The following is a 22,017-nucleotide window of genomic DNA, read 5'->3' as shown; positions in this document are numbered from 1 at the left end:
CTTGTCCCCTCAATGGGGTTTTGGTTTGAATGGTTATGCACTAATAATGAGAAAGGATTAAGCATGACCCTGCACTCCCCGGTGAAAACCCGCTCAAAACTGCCCGATGTCGGCACCACGATTTTTACCGTGATTGGCCAGCTCTCCGGCCAACATAATGCGATCAACCTTTCTCAGGGCGCGCCCAATTTCCCCTGTGATCCGCAACTGGTCGCTGGCGTCACGCGCGCCATGCAGAACAATCATAATCAGTATGCCGCCATGACCGGTCTGTATTCGCTGAAGGAGCGCATCGCACAGAAGATAAGCGACCTCTACCACACTGATTATGACGTGGATAGCGAAATCCTGATCACCGCCAGCGCCAGCGAAGGCCTGTACTCGGCAATAGCGGGGCTGGTACATCCTGGCGATGAGGTCATTTACTTTGAACCGTCATTTGATAGCTATGCGCCGATTGTGCGTCTGCAGGGCGCAGTCCCTGTCGCCATGAAGCTGACGGTGCCGGATTTTGCAGTCAACTGGGATGAGGTGCGTGCGGCCATCACTCCGCGTACGCGGATGATCATCATTAATACCCCGCACAACCCGAGCGGACAGGTTTTTGCAGCCGACGATCTGCAACAACTGGCGGAGATTACGCGTCATACCGATATCGTGATCCTCTCCGACGAAGTGTACGAGCATGTGGTCTTCGATGGCGAACCACACCACGGCATGGCGACACACCCGCAACTGGCGGAGCGCAGTGTCATTATCTCGTCCTTTGGCAAGACCTACCATGTCACTGGCTGGCGCGTCGGCTACTGTGTCGCCCCGGCGGAATTGATGGATGAGATCTGCAAGGTTCACCAGTTCCTGATGTTCTCTGCTGATACCCCGATGCAGTATGCATTTGCCGACCATATGCGTGACCCGCAAAGCTGGTTGTCGCTGTCGGCGTTTTATCAGCGCAAGCGCGATCTGTTGCAATCGCTGTTGGCGGAGTCGCCATTCCGCTTGCTGCCCAGTGCAGGTTCGTTTTTCCTGCTGGCAGATTATCGCCATTTCAGCGATGAACAGGATAGCGAGATGGTGAAACGGCTGATTGTCGATTACGGCGTAGCCACTATTCCGCTGTCGGCTTTTTATACTGATGGTACTGATAACAAATTGATTCGCCTCTCATTTGCAAAAGATGAAGCGACGTTAAGGGCAGGCGCGCAGGCCCTGTGCCGCGTAAAACCACGCTAAAGGAGCATCGACAATGAAATTGAAAGCACTCTGTCTGGGGATGGGTTTGCTCTGCTCACTCTCTTCCTTTGCCGCCTCGGAACTGCGTTACGGCGTAGAAGCGGAATATCCGCCATTTGAGAGTCGCAATGCCGCAGGCGAACTGGAAGGGTTCGATATCGAACTGGGCAATGCCATCTGTAAAGCGGCACAGATTCAATGCAATTGGGTTGAAACCTCCTTCGATGCATTAATCCCAGGCCTGGTGGCGAAGAAATTCGACGCCATTAACTCGGCGATGAACATCACTGAACAGCGGCGTAAAAGCATCGATTTTACGCAACCGATTTACCGTATCCCCTCGCAACTGGTCGGTAAAAACGGTGACGGAATGCAGGCCACGGCAGAAGGGTTAAAAGGAAAAACTATCGGCGTATTGCAAGGATCTATTCAGGAAACTTACACCAAAGAGCATTGGGAAAAGCACGGTGTCACGGTGGTGTCGTATAAAGATCAGAACATGGCATGGGGTGATTTGCTGAACGGCCGCATCGATGCCACTCTGGTGATGTCAGCGGCGGGGCAGGCAGGTTTCCTGAGTAAGCCGCAGGGTAAAGGGTTTGGTTTTATCGGCAAACCGGTATCGGACGATACCATCCTTGGCAGTGGTATCGGTTTTGGGCTGCGTAAAGGTGATGAAGCCACCAAAAAACAGCTTGATGCCGCCATAGATAAAGTACGCGCTGACGGCACCATCAAAAAACTGGCGGAGAAATACTTCCCCGGTATTGATGTGAGTGTCAGTGCACAATAATGCATCACCTTGCTGGCCCCAGCCGTTTGATGTCCGGCTGGGGCTTTTGTCATTTCGCATGAGTGGGGTTTGCATTACAGATCTTTACCCGCCTTTCAGGCTGCTCTTATCGACAGGAAATATTTCACATTTTGCTCAGATAATCAGCGCCCAACAATTGGATTCTCAATGAATTTTGTCTAGAGTGTGCGTTTATCAAAAACGCATTTGCCGCTGTTTCGCCTCACCGCGAAATGTCAATTTACGACCAGAAGGACGTGTTACCAGGCATGAACCGCAGACGATTTATTCAGGCATCCATGGCACTCGCAGCCACGTACGGTACCACCGGCGTGGCTTCACTCTTCTCCCGCGCGGCATTTGCGGCAGACTCCGACATTGCCGACGGGCAAAGCCGTCGCTTTGATTTCTCGGTGCTGCAATCCATGGCGCACGATCTGTCGGCGCAACCGTGGGGCGGCGCGCCGAAAGCATTGCCTGATACGCTGGCCACGCTGACGCCGCAGGCCTATAACAGCATCCAGTACGATGCCCGGCACTCACTGTGGAATAACGTTGAAGGTCGCCAGCTCGATGTGCAGTTCTTCCATGTCGGCATGGGTTTTCGCCGCCGCGTGCGTATGTTCTCGTTAGATCAGCAAACCCATCAGGCGCGCGAAATTCACTTCCGCCCGGAGCTGTTTAACTACCACGATGCGGGCGTTGACACCAAACAACTGGAAGGGCAGAGCGACCTGGGTTTTGCTGGCTTCCGTGCCTTCAAAGCGCCTGAGCTGGCGCGCCGCGACATAGTCTCCTTCCTCGGTGCGAGCTATTTCCGTGCGGTCGACAGCACCTTTCAGTACGGTCTTTCCGCGCGCGGCGTGGCAATTGACACATTCACAGATACGCCGGAAGAGTTCCCGGATTTCACCGCCTTCTGGTTTGAAACCGCGAAACCGGCAGACACCTCCTTCACGGTCTATGCGCTGCTCGACAGCCCGAGCATCACTGGCGCGTTTAAATTCGTGATCCACTGCGAAGCCAGTCAGGTGATCATGGAAGTCGAAAACAAACTGTACGCGCGCAAAGAGATCAAACAGCTCGGCATTGCGCCAATGACCAGTATGTTCAGCTGCGGCAATAACGAACGCCGCGTCTGTGACACCATCCACCCGCAGATCCATGATTCCGATCGTCTGGCGATGTGGCGCGGAAACGGCGAATGGGTTTGTCGACCGCTAAATAACCCGCAAAAACTGCAATTCAACGCTTTCCAGGATAACAACCCGAAAGGGTTTGGCCTGCTGCAACTCGACCGCGATTTTTCACACTATCAGGATGTCATGGGCTGGTATAACAAACGCCCGAGCCTGTGGGTTGAGCCGCGTAACAAATGGGGCAAAGGCGCAGTCTGCCTGATGGAAATCCCGACGACTGGCGAAACGCTGGATAACATTGTGTGCTTCTGGCAGCCGGAAAAACCGGTAAAAGCGGGGGATGAATTCTCCTTCGAATACCGTCTCTACTGGAGCGCAATGCCACCCGTGCGCTCACCGCTGGCCCGCGTTTACGCCACCCGCACCGGCATGGGGGGATTCCCGGAAGGCTGGGCGCCAGGTGAACACTATCCGGAAAAATGGGCCCGTCGCTTTGCCATTGATTTCGTTGGCGGCGATTTGAAAGCTGCCGCGCCAAAAGGCATTGAACCGGTGATCACCTTATCCAGTGGCGAAGCGAAGCAGGTCGAAATCCTCTATGTTGAACCGTTCGACGGGTACCGCATTCTGTTCGACTGGTACCCAACCAGTGACGCCACAGAACCGGTCGATATGCGCCTGTTCCTGCGCTGCCAGGGTGATGCCATCAGCGAAACCTGGTTGTACCAGTATTTCCCGCCTGCGCCAGACAAACGTAACTACGTCGACGACCGTGTGATGCGCTAAACTTTTCATCTCCCCCGTATGGGGGAGATGTCTTTTTGGAGGAGCGATGGAAGATACCCAGATTCCCGTTAATGACCATATCGCCCTGCACGCGATTGACGATCGATTTGTGCACGATCTGTATCAACTGATCGTAAAAAACCGCGACTGGTTGCAACAGTTCCTCGACTGGCCACAGCATGTCACTTCTGTCGAAGACACCCGTAAAAGCGCGCAAAGCAATATGATCCTGCACCAGCGTGGCTATGCAAAAATGTTTGTCATTATGGTCGATGGACTGGTGTCTGGCGTGCTGTCGTTTAACGCAATTGAACCGCACAACAAAACGGCTTATATCGGTTACTGGCTGGACAAAGAAGTCTGCGGGCGCGGTATTTTATCGCAAGCGATGCAGGCAATGATGGATTTTTATGCCCGCCGGGGCGACGTGCGGCGGTTTGTGATTAAATGCCGTGTCGGGAATATTGCCAGCAACCGCGTGGCGGAACGCAATGGTTTTACCCTCGAAGGGCGCCTGAAACAGGCGGAATTCCTCAACGGTCACTATGACGATCAGCACATCTGGGCGCGTATCGTCGATCACTCACAGTAAACCTACCAATGGCGTACGCGTAATATGCTGTGCGTCGTTAATAACTTTCGGCCCGCGCAGCAAGATACTTTCGCCGTTTAGCGCTTCAATGACGGCGTTATCGCCGATCTCAATCTGATGTTCGATCAGCACATTTCCAGTAATGCGGGCATGCCCCTGAATTACCACTTTTTCGTCCAGTTGCAGGGGGCCACCGCGCAAGCTGGCGTGCCCGCCCACTAATACATGGTGTTTGAGGATACAGTTTCCTTCGACCACGGCGTGTTCTGCCACTTGCGAACTGTAACGCAGCGTCGGGATCTCATCTTCCTCCGTGCCCGCGAGAATGCGGGCATGCCCGTAGACTTTGGCGCAGTCGCAAATCCAGACGTCATTCAGTGCATTGCCTTCGAGTAGCGCACAATCAAACACTTCTGCACGGTGCTCGATAAAGGCGTAATTAACAATGGCATCGCCGTAGATTTGCGCCTGATGGACAACACGGGAATGACTGACGGTGGCGCGGTCGTAAATTTGCAGAATTTGTTGATTGTCCGGGGTTAATCCTCGCGCGGCAACCAGCGTACTGTCGCTAAGAATACGCGCGTCGCCGCGCAGATGACACAAGCCGCGCACAGTGGAAGATTGTACCGTGACGTTGTCACTTAATTGCGCCGCATGGCTGATGTCACTGCCATCGACCCAGGCATTGTCGCGAATATGCACATCGTGGCAGATAACACACGGGCGGGTGATCCGGGCATTGTCACGCACCGTGCTCCCGGCAAAAACCATGCTGTTTTCATCGTAGATCCAGCAATTTCCTTGCTGACTCAGCACCGCTTCGCTGTCGACCCAACCACCTGCCGTGCCGGCCGTTACGTCGTTAAAATCGCGTTGTGCAAGGAGCTGCCGCAGCGCCACGGTATGTTTTTCCGAACCGATGTGATAACTGAAAACGCGCGGCTCATCACTGAGTCGATACTTATCCATGCTACATTTCCCCCGTCTGCCTGCATTAAACGTAGCACCTTTTAGGGCGCTGGCTATCCGGCGACGAAATCAATAAAATGCATGCCATATGCAACTTATAGCGCGACTGCGTAAAGGATCTCCATGAGTACCCGTTCTGACACTTATTTCACCGAAAAATACAGCATGACCGCCACCCATTCCGAAGTGGTAAACGCAATGAATTTCGTCAAGCCAGGTAAAACACTGGATCTTGGCTGCGGTAATGGTCGCAACAGTCTTTATCTGGCGAACAGAGGCTTTGACGTGACGGCGTGGGATAAAAACCCTAACAGTCTGAGCAATCTGCAAAGCATTCGTCAGGCAGAAGGGCTGGACAATTTGCACATTGACGCCGTCGATCTCAACACCCTGCGCTTTGATGGTGAATACGATTTTATTCTCTCTACCGTGGTGTTGATGTTCCTCGAGGCGCAAACCATTCCCGGCCTGATTGCCAATATGCAGCGTTGCACTAAACCCGGTGGTTATAACCTGATTGTCGCCGCGATGGATACCGCCGATTTCCCCTGTACAGTCGGTTTCCCGTTCGCTTTTAAAGAGGGCGAACTGAGTGAGTATTACGCTGACTGGGAACCACTGAAGTACAACGAAGACGTGGGCGAATTGCACCGTACTGATGCCAGCGGCAACCGCATCAAACTGCGTTTTGCCACCTTGCTGGCACGTAAACCGTTATAACCCTCGCTACCAGTGCGGGAGCTTTCTGCCCGCACACCCATTTTTCTACACTTATCACAATTCCGATTTTCTTTTTTTACTTTGTTTCCTTTGTTAACTATGTTGACCCGGTTCGCTATGGCATAAAAAGGAGACCTTAACGACATGAACACCATAACAAAAAGCATCATACTGGCGATGAGCAGCGCAATGGCGTTCTCAGCGTCCCTGGCTGCCAGCACGGCGACAGAGAGTGCGCAACTTGCAGGTAAGGTGCTGCCCATGCAGGAAAAACCTCGGGTATTTGTGCTGACAGACATCGGCAATGAGCCGGATGATCAGATGTCGCTGACGCGCTTTTTACTCTATTCCAACGAAATGAACGTGGAGGGGCTGGTCGCAACCACGTCCACCTGGCAGCGCGAAAAAGTCCACACCGATATGGTTGATCTGGTGGTGGGGCATTATGGCGAGGTTCAGCCCAATTTACGCAAGCATGCCGCAGGCTTCCCTACGGTAAAACAACTGCAGGCAGTGGTTGCACCGGGTGTTGCACATTATGGCATGGCCGCGACCGGCGCGGGAAAAAACACCGCAGGTTCCGATCTGCTGGTCAATGCCATTGAGAGAAGCACCGATGCCAGCCATCCGCTGTTTATCAATTTGTGGGGGGGAGCAAACACCCTGGCGCAGGCGTTACAGGATTTATCAGCGCGGCGTTCCGCTGCCGATGTGCAGGCATTAACACGCAACCTGGTGGTTTATTCCATTTCTGATCAGGACGATGCGGGTTTCTGGATCCGCGAGCACTACCCGGAGATCACGTATATTGTCGATCCATCGAGTCAGAATGCGGAAGATTACGGGCGTGCGGCCTGGACCGGTATCAGCGGCGATAAATACTACCGTAACGCACCCGGCGCGGATTTTACGACCGTGTCGCAGCACTGGCTGGATGAAAACATTCGCAGCAAAGGGCCGATGGGCAAAGGCTACCTGAAATATCTGTTTATTATGGAAGGGGATACGCCCGCGTTTCTTGGCCTGATCCGCAATGGTCTGAACAGCGAACGTAACCCTGGCTGGGGCGGTTGGGGCGGGCGTTACATTGTGCGCCAGCCGCAGCATGAACCCCATGTTATCTGGACCAGCGGCGGCGACTTCTACCCGGGGAATCCGAACGCGGCCGATACAGTAACCGGCGTCGACGGCAAACAGTACACCTCCAATCAGGCGACCATCTGGCGCTGGCGCGAGGCGTTTCAGCACGATTTCGCAGCACGTATGGACTGGGGTATCAAAGATTTTGCCGCGGCAAACCACAATCCTCAGGTGGTGGTAAACGGCGAAGCGGGCCAGCAGGTGATTAACGTGACGGCGAAGATCGGCGATGTCATAACACTCGATGCCGCAGGGAGTAAAGATCCGGATGGCGACAAACTCAGCTACCACTGGTTCCTTTACCCGGAGGCCGGTTCCGCCAGTTCTCAGGCCGTAGCGCTGGACGAGGTACAAGGGCGTCGCGGTGAAGACAACCTGACAGTACCCGCAGTGCTGGCGCTGCAGGACGGGAAAAAACAGCGTGTGGAGATCAAGGCGCTGCGCGCGGGGACAGAACATTTGATCCTTGCGGTTACCGATAACGGCAAACCCTCATTAACATCTTATCGTCGCGTGATTGTTTCCGTAAAATAAGGGAGATATTCAGTCAGGCCGGGTGGTGTGTGACCACCCGGTACGGAGGCGAAACGGCGTGGACTACAAAAAGCAGATCCTTAATATCCTGCACAGCGGCATGGCATCGCGGGCAGAGATGACCCGACAACTGGGCGTGACAAAGGCCTGGATCACCAAACTTACCTCCCCGTTACTCGCCGAGCAGTGGATTGAGGAGCGTGAGATCAAAGATGTGTCCTTCGGCCGACCCCAACAACTGCTGGCAGTGAAAGCGGGTCGCGCTTTTAGCATCAACATCATGCTGCGAAAAGGCAGTTTTCAGGGCACACTCAACGACTACAACACCCTTGTTGAACCACTGGCGATCCACCATACAACGCTGCCGGATATGATGACCCCCGACGTGCTGGTAACGGAACTGGCGCAAGGCATTGCCGTACTGTGTCAGCTTGCGCAACTGACCCCGTCGCAAATAGGGGTTGTGAGCGTGGCACTGCAAGGTGGGATCGAACATTACACGGGCGTAGTCCGTTACTGCCCGTTGTTTGCTGAAAACCAGGTCAACCTGATGGCGTTGATTGAGCAGCAGACCGGCATAACGACCCGCATTTATAACATTGCGCATTGCACAAACTATCTGCTCGCGAAACGCTGGCCAGGGCAGTCATGGGTGGCGTTTATGCCGGGTTTCGGCAGTCTTGGCTTTGGTTACTGTACCAACGGTATTCCGGGCCTGGGTGAAAATGGTTTTTATCCCGAGATTGTGCACCTGCCGTATGAGGGGGGAATTGAACCGGCGTTTAACGTTATCGAAAACGATAAAGCCGCCAGCATACAACGTACCGCACAGGCGCTCTATTTCGCGATTTGCTGTACAGCGCCGATCCACAATATCCGGCTGGTGATCGCCACGGGCGAATTATTTGAAGATTACGGTGACGAGGTATTGCCGCTGGCACAGCAGATGCTGACGAGTAACCCGAATCAGCATATTCGCGAGATTCGCATCCGGCACGACAAGGTCGGACACCACTATGGCGTCAAAGGGCTGGTGCAGCTCAGTTCAGACACCCTCACTGAGCTGCTGGCGTAAATGCATATGAGCGGTAACGGTAAAATTTAACGTAAGAAGGGAAAGGATGCGCGCCAGGGAAAAAATTAAGGTTACGACTTCTCACTCATCGTGATTGATTAAGAATACATGATCTAATACTGGCGACGATGATAGCCCATTCGACCCTTTTCGGGCAGGCCAACCTGAAAAATAGCCCACCGCCGTCTGGCTGATGAAGCGGCAATTTTTTGATCTCGCCATATTTTTTGCCCCTCCGCTTTCCCGCCCGCTTTGCTATAACTTAAAGGCAATTCTGCACTCACAGGGACAAGCCCATGCGTACTCATGCATTAGTTAGCGTTGCCGTTGTTTCCGGCCTGCTGGCGTTATCAGGCTGTGCGTCAAAAGTGACTCAACCGGAAAAATATTCCGGTTTTTTAAAAGACTACTCAGGATTACAGCAAACTACCTCAGCCAGCGGCAAACCAGTGCTGCGTTGGGTCGCGCCAGGGTTTGATCCCGCCAAATACGACAGCATTGTCTACCACCCGGTTACCTACTATCCGGTCGCAAAACCGACCAGCCAGGTGAATCAGCAGGTGCTGGATGGCGTCCTAAATTACACCAACAGTAAACTGAAAGCCGCCGCCGCGTCCCGTAAACCGCTGGTTACTTCGCCCGGGCAACATAGCCTGATCTTCCGCGGCGCGATCACCGGGGTGGATGCCAGCAAACAGGGACTGCAATTCTATGAAGTGGTACCGGTTGCCATGGTGGTAGCCGGTACGCAAATGGCGACCGGCCATCGCACCATGAATACGCACCTCTATTTCGAAGGGGAACTGATTGATGCCCAGACCAACGCGCCCGTGCTAAAAGTGGTGCGTAAAGGACAGGGTAAAGATGTAAACAATGAAAACGCGCCGGTGACCGTCGACTCCCTGAAACAGGTTATCGATGATATGGCCACCGACGCCAGCATGTTCGACATCAACAAGCGCTGACGTTACGTCGCGACCGACGCCCGCTCAGCCAGGTTTCCGGGCGGGCGAACATCACAAGATTGCCGGTGAGGATCAACAGCAACCCGGCAATTGCCTGCGCATGCCAGACATAGCCTTCATAAAAGGTCGAAATGGTGAGCGCAACCAGCGGGAACAGCAAGGTACTGTACGCCGCTTTGCTGGCGCCGATGCGCCCGACCAGCGTGAAATAAGCCCCAAAACCGATAACCGACCCGAAAAGGGCCAGGTAGACCAGTGCGCCGAGGTAGCTGGTTGTCCATTGTGGCGTAAAATCATCGCCACGCAGCAGGCCAATCGTCCCCATAATTGCCGTGCCGTACAGCATGGCCCAGCTATTGGTGGTGATGGTTTCCAGGCCTTTGCGCTGATGACGCAGGCTTATCATATTGCCAAACGAGAAGCCGAGTGTGCCCAGCGCCGACAAACCAATCCCCAACAGCAGGGTGCTGCTCCAGCCGCTGGCGACCAAATCCTGCCAGAACAGTGTGACTATCCCCAGCAGACCCAGCGCCGCCGCCACAAAGAAACGCGCCGGAGGTTTTTGACCAAAAAAAAGGAAGCTATTAATGGCGTTAAATAACACCGCCATGGAAAAGATCACCGACTCCAGCCCGGTATTAATCCAGGCGGCCGCGGTGTAAAAACACCAGAAGTTAAATCCGAACACACAACCGCCTTGCAGCAGGCAAAACAGATGGTCGCGGAGCGGCAGGGCTCGCAGTTTGCGAAGCGCTGCCAGCACCAGCATCATCGTGGCCGTCGCCAGTGCAAAGCGCCAGAAGATCGACACCGGCGCAGGCACCGGGCCTTGTTGCAAGAAAATGGCTATCCAGGTCGTTCCCCAAATCACCACCACCAAAGCGTACAATAATGCGTTCATGTTTATTCCCGACTGAAAACGTGAGTCGGCATCATCACACGACAGTGTCAACGCCGCTTGCACCCGCCTGCGGCGGACTTGCATATTCTTGCGCTTTTATTGCCGTAAGGCTGGCGTCCGCCTCCGGCTATTTATAGACTGTCAGTCTGGTTGATTTATGATAATTCTCGTGAATGTCTGACGGTTACGAAGCCTTCGAAAACCTGCGCAAACACAACGCCGTATTGCACAATTCGGTGTCGCTCAACTCTGGGATCCAGCTGGCCGCATGGTCAAATAAACGCGATCACATCACCCAATACTGCGATCATCACACCCTCAGTTTGTATGTTGCCGACGGCTATGAGAGTTACCATAAAACCGCTTACGGCTGGAAAAACGGCGGTGGCCCGGATCGTTTCTGCCTGATGCCGAAAGAGAGTGAGTCGGTGTGGGATATTCGTGATGACTTATCGTTTGTGCATCTTTACTGCACGGATGAACATCTCCGCGAAGTAGGCGAAAAAGTGTGGGACAGAAGCCCGGCAACGTTCAGTCTGGATGAGAAAACATTCTCGCAGGACGCCCGCATTACCACACTCTATCGTCAGTTTTTACTCGACTGCGACTGGCAACAGAATGCCAATCAACTGACGTTAAGCACCGCCTCAACGTTGTTGTTAACGCACCTGGTGCAGCACTACAGTAATGTGCAGTGGCAATTGCCGACCGTGACCGGCGGGCTGGCACCCGCCGCATTGCGCAATGTGCTGGACTATATCGACGCCCATTTATCTGCGCCATTGCTGTTGTCTGACCTGGCGGCGCAGGTGTCGCTCAGCGAATACCACTTTGCGCGGATGTTTCGCCAGTCCATGGGCTTTGCGCCGCATCAGTTTGTGATGCAGCGGCGGCTGGCGCGGGCCAAAGACTTGCTGATCAACAGCAGTCAGCCGCTAACCACCATTGCGCTGGCCTGTGGGTTTAGTACTGCCAGTCACTTCAGTAATCGCTTTAAAGCCGCCATGGGCCTCACGCCGTCGCAGTTACGTGCGGCGCGCCAGCGCTAATGCGCCGTAGCATACGCCGCCCACCACCAGGCCCCAAAACGCAGACCCAATCCCCCAAACGCTGATGCCGCTGGCCGTAACCAGAAAGGTAACAACAGCCGCATCGCGGTCGTTCGCGTGGTTCAGCGCCTGGTGCAGACTGCCGCTAATCGTACCCAGCAAGGCGAGGCCGGCCAGCATCTGGATCCAACTGACCGGCAGCGCCGCCAGCAAGGCAGTAATTGAGCCGCCAAAGACCCCGGCCAGTAAATAGAACCCACCTGCTGCTGCCGCAGCCAGCCAGCGCTTACTGGCATCCGGGTGTGCATCCGGACTCTGGCAAATGGCAGCGGTGATAGCGGCAATGCAGATCGAATAGACACCAAAGGGCGACAGCAGAAGCGCCAGCAACCCCGTTATAACCATCAGAGGCGAGACAGCCACCCGATACCCTGCAGCTTGCAGGGTGGCAACGCCGGGCGCATTTTGCGAGGCCATCGTGACCAGAAAAAAGGGAATACCGATGCTTACCAGTGTCGTCCAGCGAAATTCCGGGGAGATATAGGCGGGGACAACAGTAGAAAAGGTGAGGTTTGTTGTAACCAACTCACCCCGGAAAAAGGCAACCAGCACGCCAACAAATAATGTTGCAACAATAGCATAGCGCGGTGCCAGGGCTTTACAGACCAGCCAGGCCAGTAGCATACTGCCGCACAATGCGAAATGCCCCTGTAATGTGCTAAAGGCCTGTAAGCCAAAACGGAGTAAAATCCCTGCCAGCATGGCCGACGCCAGCGTAGGGGGGATAATTTTCATTAGCCGGGCAAACAGGCCAGTCAGGCCACACAGCATAATGAGCGCGTTGGCAAAGATAAAAACACCCACCGCCTCGTGCAGGGAAATGCCCTGCAAACTGGTGGCGAGCAGTGCAGCGCCGGGGGTTGACCAGGCGGTCAGTACCGGCATGCGATACCCGATGCTCAGCGCCAGCGTACTTACCCCCATTCCCAGACCTAACGCGGTCATCCAGCCCGCGATTTGCGTAGCGGTTGCGCCAGCCGCAGAGGCTGCCTGCCAGATAATCGCCGCCGAGCTGGCATAACCGACCAGCACGGCAACAAAACCCGCCAGTATGCTGGTCAGCGGGAGCGGGGGATGTAAAGGCAGAGTGGCGAGGCGCATGGGTATTCCTTGTGCGTTATAGCATCCGGATAATTTACCATTGTGCGCTATAGCGCACAAGCAGACAGGAGGAGTCATGGATCTCACGCTTTATCTGGCAACAACGCTCAAACGTTTACGCCAGGAACGCGGCTGGAGTCTTTCCCGGTTGGCAGAAGAGACGGGCGTATCAAAGGCGATGCTTGGGCAGATCGAGCGCAATGAATCCAGCCCGACGGTGGCAACGCTATGGAAAATTGCCACCGGTCTGAATGTGCCGTTTTCAAGCTTTATAGCCCCGCCAGAAGGGCAAAATCCGCAGGCCTACGACCCCGATCAGCAGGCTATGGTGATCACGCCCATTTTCCCGTGGGATGAACAGCTCCATTTCGACCATTTTTCGATCACACTCGCGCCTGGGGCGCTAAGTGAATCAACGCCGCACGAAAAAGGGGTGATTGAGCATGTGGTTGTCATCAGCGGTGCGCTGGACATGTGCATTAATGGCCAGTGGAAAACACTGCCAGCCGGGAGCGGCGCACGTTTTGCTGGCGATGAAGCCCACGCTTACCGCAACAGCACTTCGCAGACTGCGCATTTTCATTCGCTGATCCATTACCCGAAAGAAAAAGCCGCAAACAAAACGCCTGCGGCAAATAACAACGACGATTAACAACGTGACGAGGAATGTCCGTAACATGACTCTACCCCGGTGGCGAACAGAGCGGAAATAGCGATTTCAACATTGCATTTCCAGCAGGCGCAAATTCACGGCTCAGCAGGTGGTGAAACGCCCCGGTTGTGACTACAATAGCCGCCATTTTGCACATAATGGATAACGACGATTGTATGCGCCTGCACCCTCATCATCTTGAACTCTTAAGCCCGGCCCGCGATACCGCTATCGCCCGCGAGGCCATTCTTCACGGCGCTGACGCTGTTTATATTGGGGGCCCTGGCTTCGGCGCACGCCACAACGCCGGAAACAGCCTGCGCGACATCGCCGAACTGGTGCCGTTTGCCCATCGTTATGGCGCAAAAATCTTTATCACCCTGAATACCATTCTCCATGATGACGAACTGGAACCGGCGCAGCAGTTAATTGGTGACTTATATCAGGCCGGGGTAGACGCGCTGATCGTCCAGGATATGGGCGTACTTGAACTGGATATTCCTCCGATAGAACTGCACGCCAGCACCCAGTGCGATATTCGCAGCGTAGAGAAAGCCAAATTTCTGTCTGACGTCGGCTTTAGCCAGATCGTACTGGCGCGTGAACTGAACCTGGAGCAGATCCGCGCGATCCACAGCGCGACCGATGCCACCATTGAGTTCTTTATTCACGGCGCGTTATGCGTAGCCTACTCAGGACAGTGCAATATTTCACATGCGCAGACCGGGCGCAGCGCCAACCGTGGCGACTGCTCGCAGGCCTGCCGTTTACCTTACACGCTGAAAGACGATCAAGGGCGGGTAGTGGCCTATGAAAAACATCTGCTGTCGATGAAAGATAATGATCAGACCGCCAATCTGGCGGCGCTGATCGACGCGGGTGTGCGCTCCTTCAAAATTGAGGGGCGTTACAAAGATATGAGCTACGTGAAAAACATCACCGCGCACTATCGTCAGATGCTGGATGCCATTATTGAAGATCGCGGCGATCTGGCGCGCGCCTCTGCGGGTCGCACCGAACACTTCTTTATTCCGTCTACGGACAAAACCTTCCACCGTGGCAGCACCGATTACTTCGTGAATGCGCGTAAAATTGATATTGGTGCGTTTGATTCGCCGAAATTTATCGGCCTGCCAGTAGGCGAAGTTCTGAAGGTGGCGAAAGATCACCTTGATGTTGAAGTGACCGAACCGCTGGCTAACGGTGATGGGCTGAATGTGATGATCAAGCGCGAAGTAGTGGGTTTCCGCGTTAATGTTGCTGAGAAAACCGGGGAAAACCGTTATCGCGTTTTCCCTAATGAGATGCCTGAGGCGCTGAAAACCGTGCGTCCGCATCATGCGCTTAACCGCAATCTCGACCACAACTGGCAGCAGGCGTTGCTGAAAACCTCCAGTGAACGCCGTATCGGCATTGATATCGAACTGGGCGGCTGGCAGGAACAACTGGTGTTGACCCTGACCAGTGAAGATGGCGTTAGCGTGACGCATACGCTTGAAGGTCAATTTGACGAAGCGAATAACCCCGAAAAAGCACTGGAAAACCTGAAAGAAGGGCTGAGCAAATTGGGGCAAACCCGTTATTACGCGCAGACCGTGCAGGTGAATTTGCCAGGCGCGCTGTTTGTGCCGAACAGCTTATTGAATCAACTGCGTCGTGAAGCCGTTGAATTGCTGGAAGAAGCCCGACTGGCAAACTACCAGCGCGGCAGCCGCAAAGCGGTGTCAACACCCGCTCCGGTTTACCCCGAAACGCACCTTTCATTCCTCGCCAATGTGTACAACCATAAAGCACGTGAATTTTATCACCGCTATGGTGTGCAATTGATCGACGCAGCGTTCGAAGCGCATGAAGAGAAGGGTGATGTCCCGGTGATGATCACTAAGCACTGTCTGCGTTTTGCTTTTAACCTGTGCCCGAAACAGGCAAAAGGCAATATCAAGAGCTGGCGTGCAACGCCCATGCAGTTGATCCACGGCGACGAAGTGCTGACACTGCGTTTTGACTGCCGTCCGTGCGAAATGCATGTGGTAGGGAAAATTAAACATCACATTCTGAAAATGCCATTATCCGGCAGCGTGGTGGCATCGATAAGCCCCGATGAGTTGCTGAAAACCCTGCCAAAACATAAAAGCGTGTAGAAATATTCGCCTCCCTTTAGCTGGGCTCTCAAACGCGAGAGTCCAGCGCCCGAACCATAAAACTTCTTTGAACAGCGCCTTGCATTGTGAAGCACGATTTTGCCTGCGTTGAAGACTATCGTTTAAGACCCATCGGTTTTTATACGCTCAAACCAGGTTGCTTACAGTGCAGAGATGATAAAGCCCAGGAATGATGCCGTATCGATATTACGTTGTGCATCTTTGCAATTTTACACATATGGATTAGCATATGTGTAATTGAACGCTATCGAGGCTAAAAATGCGACATCCGGTTCAGCTTTTTAAAACACTCTCCGACGAAACTCGCCTGTCGATTGTAATGCTCCTCCGTGAAGCGGGGGAGCTTTGCGTCTGCGATCTGTGTGCTGCAACAGGAGAGTCACAGCCAAAAATCTCCAGACATATGGCCATCCTGCGCGATCATGCGCTAGTGACTGACCGCCGGGAGGGAAAATGGATCCACTACCGCCTGTCTCCGCATATTCCGGCCTGGGCAGCCAGCATCATCGATACCAGCTGGAACTGCCAACGAAAGGATGTCCGCGAAAAGTTAAACGCGGCGGCGGCAGGTAACTGTTAAAAAACAAAAACACATTCATAAATTCATATGTGATGAGGTAAAAGATGTTACTGGCTGGCGTTATTTTTTTGCTCACGCTGGTGCTGGTTATCTGGCAGCCGAAGGGATTAAGCATCGGCTGGAGCGCCATTATCGGCGCTGCACTGGCAATGACCAGTGGTGTGATCCACATCAGTGATATCCCTGTGGTCTGGAATATTGTGTGGAATGCCACGGCGACCTTTATTGCCGTCATTATTATCAGCCTGCTGCTGGATGAATCCGGCTTTTTTGAATGGGCAGCACTGCATGTTGCGCGCTGGGGTAAGGGCCGCGGTCGTCTTCTTTTTACCTGGATCGTTTTACTGGGCGCAATGGTGGCGGCTCTGTTCGCCAATGATGGCGCTGCACTCATTCTCACACCGATCGTAATAGCCATGTTGCTGGCTCTCGGATTCAGCAAACGCGCCACGCTGGCATTTGTTATGGCGGCAGGATTTATTGCAGATACCGCCAGCCTGCCGCTTATTGTCTCTAATCTGGTTAATATTGTTTCGGCTGATTTTTTCCGGCTTGGATTCACTGAATATGCCGCAGTGATGGTTCCGGTGGACGTCGCAGCAATTGGCGCAACATTGGTTATGCTGCATTTTTTCTTCCGGCAGGATATTCCGCCAGTGTATGACCTTGCGAAGCTGAGGGAGCCCTCGCAGGCTATTAAGGATCTCGCGACATTCCGTACTGGCTGGATTGTCCTGCTGCTGCTTCTGGCCGGCTTTTTCATTCTGGAACCGCTGGGGATTCCGGTCAGTGCGATCGCTGCAACCGGTGCGGTTATTCTTTTTGCGGTAGCAAAAAAGGGCCACGCCATCAATACCGGGAAAGTGCTTCGTGGCGCGCCATGGCAAATAGTCGTTTTCTCGCTGGGAATGTATCTGGTCGTCTATGGATTGCGAAATGCCGGGTTAACTGGTTACCTCACAGGGATCCTGAATATGCTGGCGGGTCAAGGGTTATGGGCGACAACGATGGGAACAGGGTTTATCACCGCTTTTCTCTCTTCCGTGATGAATAATATGCCAACGGTGCTGATTGGCGCGCTCTCTATTGATGGCAGTTCGGCAACCGGTGTAATAAAGGCGGCGATGGTTTACGCCAATGTTATTGGCTGCGATCTTGGGCCAAAAATCACACCTATTGGCAGCCTGGCAACACTGCTCTGGCTGCATGTTCTGTCGCAGAAGAATATGCGTGTCACCTGGGGATATTATTTTCGCACCGGGATCGTCATGACGTTGCCGGTGCTGTTTATCACGCTGGCTGCACTGGCGCTGCGGCTCTCCTTAAGTCAGTAACTGGATACCTTCATGAGCACTATTACGATTTACCACAACCCTTCTTGCGGCACATCGCGTAACACGCTGGCGTTGATTCGCAACAGTGGCATTGAGCCGACAGTGATCCTTTACCTTGAAACACCACCGACACGTGGCGAGCTGGTTACACTCATCGCGGATATGGGTATCACGGTGCGGGAATTGCTGCGCCAGAATGTTGAACCTTATACGCTGCTGGGGCTTGCTGACGACAGATTCACGGACGAGCAACTTATTGATTTTATGCTTCAGCATCCCATCCTGATTAACCGACCGGTCGTGGTCACGCCCCTTGGCACGCGCCTTTGCCGTCCTTCGGAAGTGGTTCTGAATATTCTGCCGGATGCGCAGAAAGGCCCTTTCACAAAAGAGGACGGAGAAAAAGTGATAGATGAAGCAGGGAAACGGATCAAATAACTGTTTTAGAAAGTCGAAGCAGGTAGAGAGAAGAATACGTGCCAGGGGCAAATCAGACACCGTGTAAGGCTGCACAGGTGTTTGTGAATTAACACTCGAGGGTATATCAGGGGATCGGTGCGCCGCTGGCGCTGCGCTTATCGGGCCGACACACAGGTAAGCCCGCTAAGCGCAACACCGTACAACTCAATTAACGATGATCATCCGGCAGTGGCGGTTTTTTCTCGTGGTGCTTAGGTGGTTTTGCCGGTTTGTGTTTCGGCGGAAGCGGTTTTTTCTCAACACGATGATGATCATCTTTCGGCGGCACGGGCGGGTGATCGGCCGCAAAGATCATTGAAGAAAAACTCACCGCCACAATGGCAGACAGCAGGGCAATCTTTTTCATATCACGTCCTTTTTCGCACTATTGCGTGGCGAGAATTTGACGACAAAAAAGTGAAGGGATTATGGAGCTGATGCCGTTCGGGATTATTCCTGGCGGTCGCTGACGGCAGGCGGCAGATAGCGCCAGTAAGGCGGCTGGCCGAAACTGTCGAGTAAGAAATCGATCACCGTGCGGGTATTCAGCGACGGATATTTGCCGCCAGGATAGAGCAAGTAAAGGGATTGCTCAGTTGCAGAATAACTGACGGTGTAGTCCGGCATTAAGGCCACCAGCTCCCCTCGATTGAGTAACTCACCCACCTGCCAGTCAGGATAGAGCAGGATCCCCGCATCATTTTGCGCCGCCTGTAACAACAACTCCGCATTATCCGAGACAATTTTCGCCTGGGGTAAAAACTGATGGTGTTTTTCTCCCTGGCGGAAACGCCAGCGCTGTAACCCGGTTTTACCCCGATACGCCAGCAACTTATGCTGCTGCAATGCGTCTGGCGTGGTGGGTTCCCCGTGGCGTTGCACATACGCTGGCGTCGCCACCAGGTGGCAGCGCTGTGTGGCAATCACTCTGCCGTGCAGTTCCGAATCTTTTAGCGAAGCAATGCGGATCAGCAGATCGGTAGCGTCGGCGAACGGATCGATATAGTCATCATTCAGATTCAGTTCGATATTCAGACGTGGATAACGCTCGCTCAGTTCACTGATCCGCGGCCCGATATGGCGCAAACCAAAGGAGATAGGGGCGTTAATGCGGATCCGACCGCCTGGTTCATCACGGCGTTCACCGAGCCGTGTTTGCGCATCAGCAAGTTGGGCAAGCATGACGCGGAAGGTTTCGGCGTAGATCTGCCCGGCATCGGTGGCGATCACCGCGCGGGTATTGCGATACAGCAGTTGCGTCTCCAGCGCCTGTTCCAGTTGCTGCACCACGCGAGACAATGAAGAAACGGCCATCCCTTCGTTACGCGCCACTGCAGAGAGGTTTCCTTCACGTACAATTGCCAGAAAGAGATGCATTGAACGGGCGCTAATTTGACTCAGGTTATTCATCTTTGCGTAATCTGCAATAGTCCATAGCGCATTGTAGTATTTTTCCGGGTAAATCACATCGCTAAGATACGTGAACCTTCACCCAGGAGAGCATTATGAATCACTCAGTTTTGGCCTTTGATGAGACTGTTCGTCAGCGTTTTTCCGCCCGCGCCTTTTTACCAACCCCCCTGACGGATGAGCAAATCCAGGCGGTTTTGCAGGATGCGCAACATTCTCCCTCGAACTGCAACACACAGCCGTGGCATGTGCATGTGGTTTCCGGTGAAACGAAAAACCGGCTGAGCAAGCTAATGACCACAAACGATCTTAACGGCGTGCAGACACCGGATTTCAGCTTCGCTTATGAAGATTTTCATGGCAATTACCTTGAGCGAGCCTACGAACAAGCACGACTGTACTACGACGCCATCGGCATTGCCCGGGACGATAAAGCGCGTCGTCAGGAGGCTTATCTGCGTAATTACCAGTTTTTTAATGCCCCACACGCCGCGTTTCTGTTTATGCCTTCATTTGGCGATAACATTCGCGTTGCGTCAGATATCGGCATGTATGCGCAAAGTTTTTTGCTGTCGCTGACGGCTCGCGGTTTTGCCGGCATTCCGCAAACCCTGCTGGGGTTCCACGCCGATATGATCCGCGCCGAACTGGGGGTTGCCGATGATTACCGTCTGCTGTTTGGTATTTCGTTTGGCTATGCCGATACCCGCGCACCGTCAGCGGCCACGCGTATGCCGCGTATTCCGGTCAGTGAAAGCGTGGTAATGCACAATTGAGTGAATCTGATGCCGGATAAAAACCCCGGCATCGTTTTAATTATGCGACTGCTTGTTGTTTCGCATCCGGGTTGTCGCGCTGTTCGAGCTTTGCAATCAGCCGGTCAGCCACATTGGCAGACCACGCGGCAATTGTCAGACTCGGCGCACCGCCAGGAGAGGCGGGCAGTGCCGCAGAATCGGCAACGTATAAGCCCGGATGATCAAACACTTCGCCATCGGCACCTACCACACCATCCCGGTTTGACGTACCGAGACAGGCTCCTCCCATCGGATGGACGGTGACCGGATCCCGCGGTGCATAAATTTTCGTGTTGGTGCGGCTTTTAATGTTGGCGAGCTCATCATGAATATCTGCATAAATGCTGTTGTCATGCTGGTTGTAGCTGATGGTAAATTTTCCGTCTTTGGTGGTAACCCTGCCGTTACTGTCATCACCGCCAAAGGCAATAATGACCGACTGTTTGCGTAACCAGCGCTTTAAGAAGGACGGCATTGGCACTGCGTCTATGCCCTGGATACTGGCGCGGAGAACAATGACGCGATCGTTCGTCGAATCCTTCAGGCGAAAAGGTGAGGCGATAGGCATCCCTTGTGAAAGATCGGTGCTGCTGTTTTCTTTCCAGACACCGAAGAAATCGCCATTACCGCTAAATTTATGCCCAAGGCGTGGCATGCCCGCCAGCCCCTGTTCCGTGTCGCGGCTGCGCAGCAGTAATCGCAGGGTATTTAACGCACCCGCCGCCAGGATCACATGCTCCGCGTGTACCGACTCCACACGGCCACTGCGATGATCCCGGTAACGTACTTCATAGCGCATCGCGCTGTTCTGTTGCGGCTCAGTCTGATGGATAGACAGTGCTTCACACAGATCCTCCACGACGAGGCCTTGTTTTATCGCTGGCCATAAGAAGAGAAAATCAAGCGTTGTTTTTGCACCGGAAGGTGACCCCAGGAAGCTGTTATTTTTCATGTCGCACTCCCAACGCTCAACCCCGTTATGGTCGGTTATTTTTGTCGGTTTGCCGGGTTGTTCAGGTACCAGCATGCCAATCGCCGGGTCACCGAGAGGCGTGAGTAAGCCATCGTAATTCGCTTCTTCAATGCGGTTAGGTGCGCGATCTGCTGCGGTCAACGGGCGGGCATTAAAAGCGCGAATGATCTCGTCGTAGTAGGGGGCCATCGATTGCTGGCTTATCTCCGGGTGGTGATTATCCCAGTAGTCAGCGGCGAGCGGCCGGTCGAGAAAACCGGCGTAAACATGGCTACCGCCGCCCACACTCGAAGAGCAGAGAATGTTAATGCCTTTTCCCGCATAAGCCTCAATGAAGCCCTTTTTATTCACGGTGAAGGTTTTTTTGAACAGGTGTGAGCCCACCGTACGAAGACCGTGGGTAAAAATCTTCGCGCCCTGAGGGAGCGGAACGAGATTTTTCAGGCCGAGAGAACGGTTTGGCACCGTATCGCGCCAGGGACCGCGCTCCAACATCAGAACATCGCGACCCGCAGCAGCCAGGCGTTTTGCAGCAATAGCGCCACCAAAACCGCTGCCAATAATCAGCACTTCAACTTGCTTTGCCATTG

The 22,017-nt window shown here is 53.8% G+C and carries 21 protein-coding genes; 15 read left to right on the top strand and 6 right to left on the bottom strand.

Going from position 1 to position 22,017, the window contains the following annotated elements; all coding sequences use genetic code 11:
- Positions 1 to 63: 63 nt before the first annotated feature.
- The 4 genes from RTX30_RS02745 to rimL all read left to right on the top strand — a co-directional run bounded on the left by RTX30_RS02745 (position 64) and on the right by rimL (position 4,543).
- A complete protein-coding gene (locus tag RTX30_RS02745; protein ID WP_312686556.1) occupies positions 64 to 1,233 on the top strand; it encodes a pyridoxal phosphate-dependent aminotransferase in 1,170 nt (389 codons plus the stop codon).
- A 13-nt stretch (positions 1,234 to 1,246) separates the two neighbouring features.
- Positions 1,247 to 2,026, top strand: a complete 780-nt coding sequence (locus RTX30_RS02740; RefSeq protein ID WP_312686554.1) for a transporter substrate-binding domain-containing protein — start codon at positions 1,247 to 1,249, stop codon at positions 2,024 to 2,026.
- 269 nt (positions 2,027 to 2,295) lie between these two features.
- Complete coding sequence (locus RTX30_RS02735) at positions 2,296 to 3,951, top strand: glucan biosynthesis protein (RefSeq protein WP_312686551.1); 1,656 nt, start codon at positions 2,296 to 2,298, stop codon at positions 3,949 to 3,951.
- A gap of 46 nt (positions 3,952 to 3,997) precedes the next feature.
- On the top strand, positions 3,998 to 4,543 hold the full coding sequence (gene rimL, locus RTX30_RS02730; protein WP_312686549.1) for a 50S ribosomal protein L7/L12-serine acetyltransferase: 546 nt from the start codon (positions 3,998 to 4,000) through the stop codon (positions 4,541 to 4,543).
- On the opposite strand, the gene ydcK is transcribed toward rimL, so the two are convergent.
- Positions 4,535 to 5,515, bottom strand: a complete 981-nt coding sequence (ydcK, locus tag RTX30_RS02725; protein WP_312686547.1) for a YdcK family protein — start codon at positions 5,513 to 5,515, stop codon at positions 4,535 to 4,537. The genes rimL and ydcK overlap by 9 nt on opposite strands.
- Before the next feature lie 123 nt (positions 5,516 to 5,638).
- Here ydcK and tehB point away from each other — a divergent pair, with 123 nt between their 5' ends.
- From tehB to RTX30_RS02705, 4 genes are all read left to right on the top strand, one after another.
- Positions 5,639 to 6,235, top strand: coding sequence for a tellurite resistance methyltransferase TehB (tehB, locus tag RTX30_RS02720; RefSeq protein ID WP_312686544.1), 597 nt, complete (start codon positions 5,639 to 5,641; stop codon positions 6,233 to 6,235).
- A gap of 144 nt (positions 6,236 to 6,379) precedes the next feature.
- A complete protein-coding gene (locus tag RTX30_RS02715) occupies positions 6,380 to 7,909 on the top strand; it encodes a nucleoside hydrolase-like domain-containing protein (RefSeq protein WP_312686542.1) in 1,530 nt (509 codons plus the stop codon).
- A gap of 58 nt (positions 7,910 to 7,967) precedes the next feature.
- Positions 7,968 to 8,984 carry an ROK family protein gene (locus RTX30_RS02710; protein ID WP_312686540.1) on the top strand — a complete coding sequence of 339 codons (1,017 nt, stop codon included), beginning with the start codon at positions 7,968 to 7,970 and terminating at the stop codon, positions 8,982 to 8,984.
- Positions 8,985 to 9,280: 296 nt separating this feature from the next.
- Positions 9,281 to 9,949, top strand: coding sequence for a DUF3313 domain-containing protein (locus RTX30_RS02705; protein ID WP_312686538.1), 669 nt, complete (start codon positions 9,281 to 9,283; stop codon positions 9,947 to 9,949).
- Here the strand turns inward: RTX30_RS02705 and RTX30_RS02700 are convergent.
- Positions 9,936 to 10,850: a DMT family transporter gene (locus RTX30_RS02700; protein WP_312686536.1), complete on the bottom strand. Its 915-nt coding sequence runs from the start codon at positions 10,848 to 10,850 to the stop codon at positions 9,936 to 9,938. The genes RTX30_RS02705 and RTX30_RS02700 overlap by 14 nt on opposite strands.
- A 173-nt stretch (positions 10,851 to 11,023) precedes the next feature.
- Between RTX30_RS02700 and RTX30_RS02695 the strand changes: the two genes are divergently transcribed.
- The gene (locus RTX30_RS02695) at positions 11,024 to 11,899 is read left to right on the top strand and encodes an AraC family transcriptional regulator (RefSeq protein WP_312686535.1); all 876 of its coding nucleotides are present in this window, start codon (positions 11,024 to 11,026) and stop codon (positions 11,897 to 11,899) included.
- On the opposite strand, the gene RTX30_RS02690 is transcribed toward RTX30_RS02695, so the two are convergent.
- A complete protein-coding gene (locus tag RTX30_RS02690; protein WP_312686533.1) occupies positions 11,876 to 13,060 on the bottom strand; it encodes a benzoate/H(+) symporter BenE family transporter in 1,185 nt (394 codons plus the stop codon). The genes RTX30_RS02695 and RTX30_RS02690 overlap by 24 nt on opposite strands.
- A 76-nt stretch (positions 13,061 to 13,136) precedes the next feature.
- On the opposite strand from RTX30_RS02690, the gene RTX30_RS02685 reads away from it, so the two are divergent.
- From RTX30_RS02685 to arsC, 5 genes are all read left to right on the top strand, one after another.
- The gene (locus RTX30_RS02685; RefSeq protein WP_312686531.1) at positions 13,137 to 13,712 is read left to right on the top strand and encodes an XRE family transcriptional regulator; all 576 of its coding nucleotides are present in this window, start codon (positions 13,137 to 13,139) and stop codon (positions 13,710 to 13,712) included.
- A 176-nt stretch (positions 13,713 to 13,888) separates the two neighbouring features.
- Entirely contained in the window at positions 13,889 to 15,853 is a 1,965-nt protein-coding gene (locus RTX30_RS02680; RefSeq protein WP_312686529.1) for a U32 family peptidase, read from the top strand.
- Positions 15,854 to 16,133: 280 nt separating this feature from the next.
- A complete protein-coding gene (locus RTX30_RS02675; RefSeq protein ID WP_312686527.1) occupies positions 16,134 to 16,454 on the top strand; it encodes a metalloregulator ArsR/SmtB family transcription factor in 321 nt (106 codons plus the stop codon).
- Positions 16,455 to 16,498: 44 nt separating this feature from the next.
- On the top strand, positions 16,499 to 17,788 hold the full coding sequence (locus tag RTX30_RS02670; protein ID WP_312686525.1) for an arsenic transporter: 1,290 nt from the start codon (positions 16,499 to 16,501) through the stop codon (positions 17,786 to 17,788).
- Positions 17,789 to 17,800: 12 nt separating this feature from the next.
- Positions 17,801 to 18,226 (top strand): glutaredoxin-dependent arsenate reductase, encoded by a 426-nt coding sequence (gene arsC, locus RTX30_RS02665; protein WP_312686522.1) that lies wholly within the window; start codon positions 17,801 to 17,803, stop codon positions 18,224 to 18,226.
- A gap of 190 nt (positions 18,227 to 18,416) precedes the next feature.
- Here the strand turns inward: arsC and RTX30_RS02660 are convergent, their stop codons facing one another.
- A complete protein-coding gene (locus RTX30_RS02660; RefSeq protein ID WP_312686521.1) occupies positions 18,417 to 18,614 on the bottom strand; it encodes a hypothetical protein in 198 nt (65 codons plus the stop codon).
- Positions 18,615 to 18,697: 83 nt separating this feature from the next.
- Positions 18,698 to 19,657: a LysR family transcriptional regulator gene (locus RTX30_RS02655; protein ID WP_312686519.1), complete on the bottom strand. Its 960-nt coding sequence runs from the start codon at positions 19,655 to 19,657 to the stop codon at positions 18,698 to 18,700.
- 95 nt (positions 19,658 to 19,752) lie between these two features.
- Here RTX30_RS02655 and RTX30_RS02650 point away from each other — a divergent pair, with 95 nt between their 5' ends.
- Complete coding sequence (locus RTX30_RS02650) at positions 19,753 to 20,433, top strand: nitroreductase (RefSeq protein WP_312686517.1); 681 nt, start codon at positions 19,753 to 19,755, stop codon at positions 20,431 to 20,433.
- 40 nt (positions 20,434 to 20,473) lie between these two features.
- Here RTX30_RS02650 and RTX30_RS02645 read toward each other — a convergent pair whose 3' ends face one another.
- Positions 20,474 to 22,015: a GMC oxidoreductase gene (locus RTX30_RS02645; RefSeq protein ID WP_312686515.1), complete on the bottom strand. Its 1,542-nt coding sequence runs from the start codon at positions 22,013 to 22,015 to the stop codon at positions 20,474 to 20,476.
- Positions 22,016 to 22,017 lie beyond the last annotated feature (2 nt).

Origin of the sequence: Kosakonia sp. (assembly GCF_032052965.1) — a bacterium.
Taxonomy (GTDB): domain Bacteria; phylum Pseudomonadota; class Gammaproteobacteria; order Enterobacterales; family Enterobacteriaceae; genus Kosakonia.
This window is presented reverse-complemented; position numbering and strand designations above follow the sequence as displayed.

Excerpts from the sequence above, each read along its gene's own strand:
- RTX30_RS02745 (WP_312686556.1), top strand. The coding sequence starts at position 64 with ATGACCCTGCACTCCCCGGTGAAAACCCGCTCAAAACTGCCCGATGTC.
- RTX30_RS02740 (WP_312686554.1), top strand. The coding sequence starts at position 1,247 with ATGAAATTGAAAGCACTCTGTCTGGGGATGGGTTTGCTCTGCTCACTC.
- RTX30_RS02735 (WP_312686551.1), top strand. The coding sequence starts at position 2,296 with ATGAACCGCAGACGATTTATTCAGGCATCCATGGCACTCGCAGCCACG.
- rimL (WP_312686549.1), top strand. The coding sequence starts at position 3,998 with ATGGAAGATACCCAGATTCCCGTTAATGACCATATCGCCCTGCACGCG.
- ydcK (WP_312686547.1), bottom strand. The coding sequence starts at position 5,515 with ATGGATAAGTATCGACTCAGTGATGAGCCGCGCGTTTTCAGTTATCAC.
- tehB (WP_312686544.1), top strand. The coding sequence starts at position 5,639 with ATGAGTACCCGTTCTGACACTTATTTCACCGAAAAATACAGCATGACC.
- RTX30_RS02715 (WP_312686542.1), top strand. The coding sequence starts at position 6,380 with ATGAACACCATAACAAAAAGCATCATACTGGCGATGAGCAGCGCAATG.
- RTX30_RS02705 (WP_312686538.1), top strand. The coding sequence starts at position 9,281 with ATGCGTACTCATGCATTAGTTAGCGTTGCCGTTGTTTCCGGCCTGCTG.
- RTX30_RS02700 (WP_312686536.1), bottom strand. The coding sequence starts at position 10,850 with ATGAACGCATTATTGTACGCTTTGGTGGTGGTGATTTGGGGAACGACC.
- RTX30_RS02695 (WP_312686535.1), top strand. The coding sequence starts at position 11,024 with ATGTCTGACGGTTACGAAGCCTTCGAAAACCTGCGCAAACACAACGCC.
- RTX30_RS02690 (WP_312686533.1), bottom strand. The coding sequence starts at position 13,060 with ATGCGCCTCGCCACTCTGCCTTTACATCCCCCGCTCCCGCTGACCAGC.
- RTX30_RS02685 (WP_312686531.1), top strand. The coding sequence starts at position 13,137 with ATGGATCTCACGCTTTATCTGGCAACAACGCTCAAACGTTTACGCCAG.
- RTX30_RS02680 (WP_312686529.1), top strand. The coding sequence starts at position 13,889 with ATGCGCCTGCACCCTCATCATCTTGAACTCTTAAGCCCGGCCCGCGAT.
- RTX30_RS02675 (WP_312686527.1), top strand. The coding sequence starts at position 16,134 with ATGCGACATCCGGTTCAGCTTTTTAAAACACTCTCCGACGAAACTCGC.
- RTX30_RS02670 (WP_312686525.1), top strand. The coding sequence starts at position 16,499 with ATGTTACTGGCTGGCGTTATTTTTTTGCTCACGCTGGTGCTGGTTATC.
- arsC (WP_312686522.1), top strand. The coding sequence starts at position 17,801 with ATGAGCACTATTACGATTTACCACAACCCTTCTTGCGGCACATCGCGT.
- RTX30_RS02660 (WP_312686521.1), bottom strand. The coding sequence starts at position 18,614 with ATGAAAAAGATTGCCCTGCTGTCTGCCATTGTGGCGGTGAGTTTTTCT.
- RTX30_RS02655 (WP_312686519.1), bottom strand. The coding sequence starts at position 19,657 with ATGAATAACCTGAGTCAAATTAGCGCCCGTTCAATGCATCTCTTTCTG.
- RTX30_RS02650 (WP_312686517.1), top strand. The coding sequence starts at position 19,753 with ATGAATCACTCAGTTTTGGCCTTTGATGAGACTGTTCGTCAGCGTTTT.
- RTX30_RS02645 (WP_312686515.1), bottom strand. The coding sequence starts at position 22,015 with ATGGCAAAGCAAGTTGAAGTGCTGATTATTGGCAGCGGTTTTGGTGGC.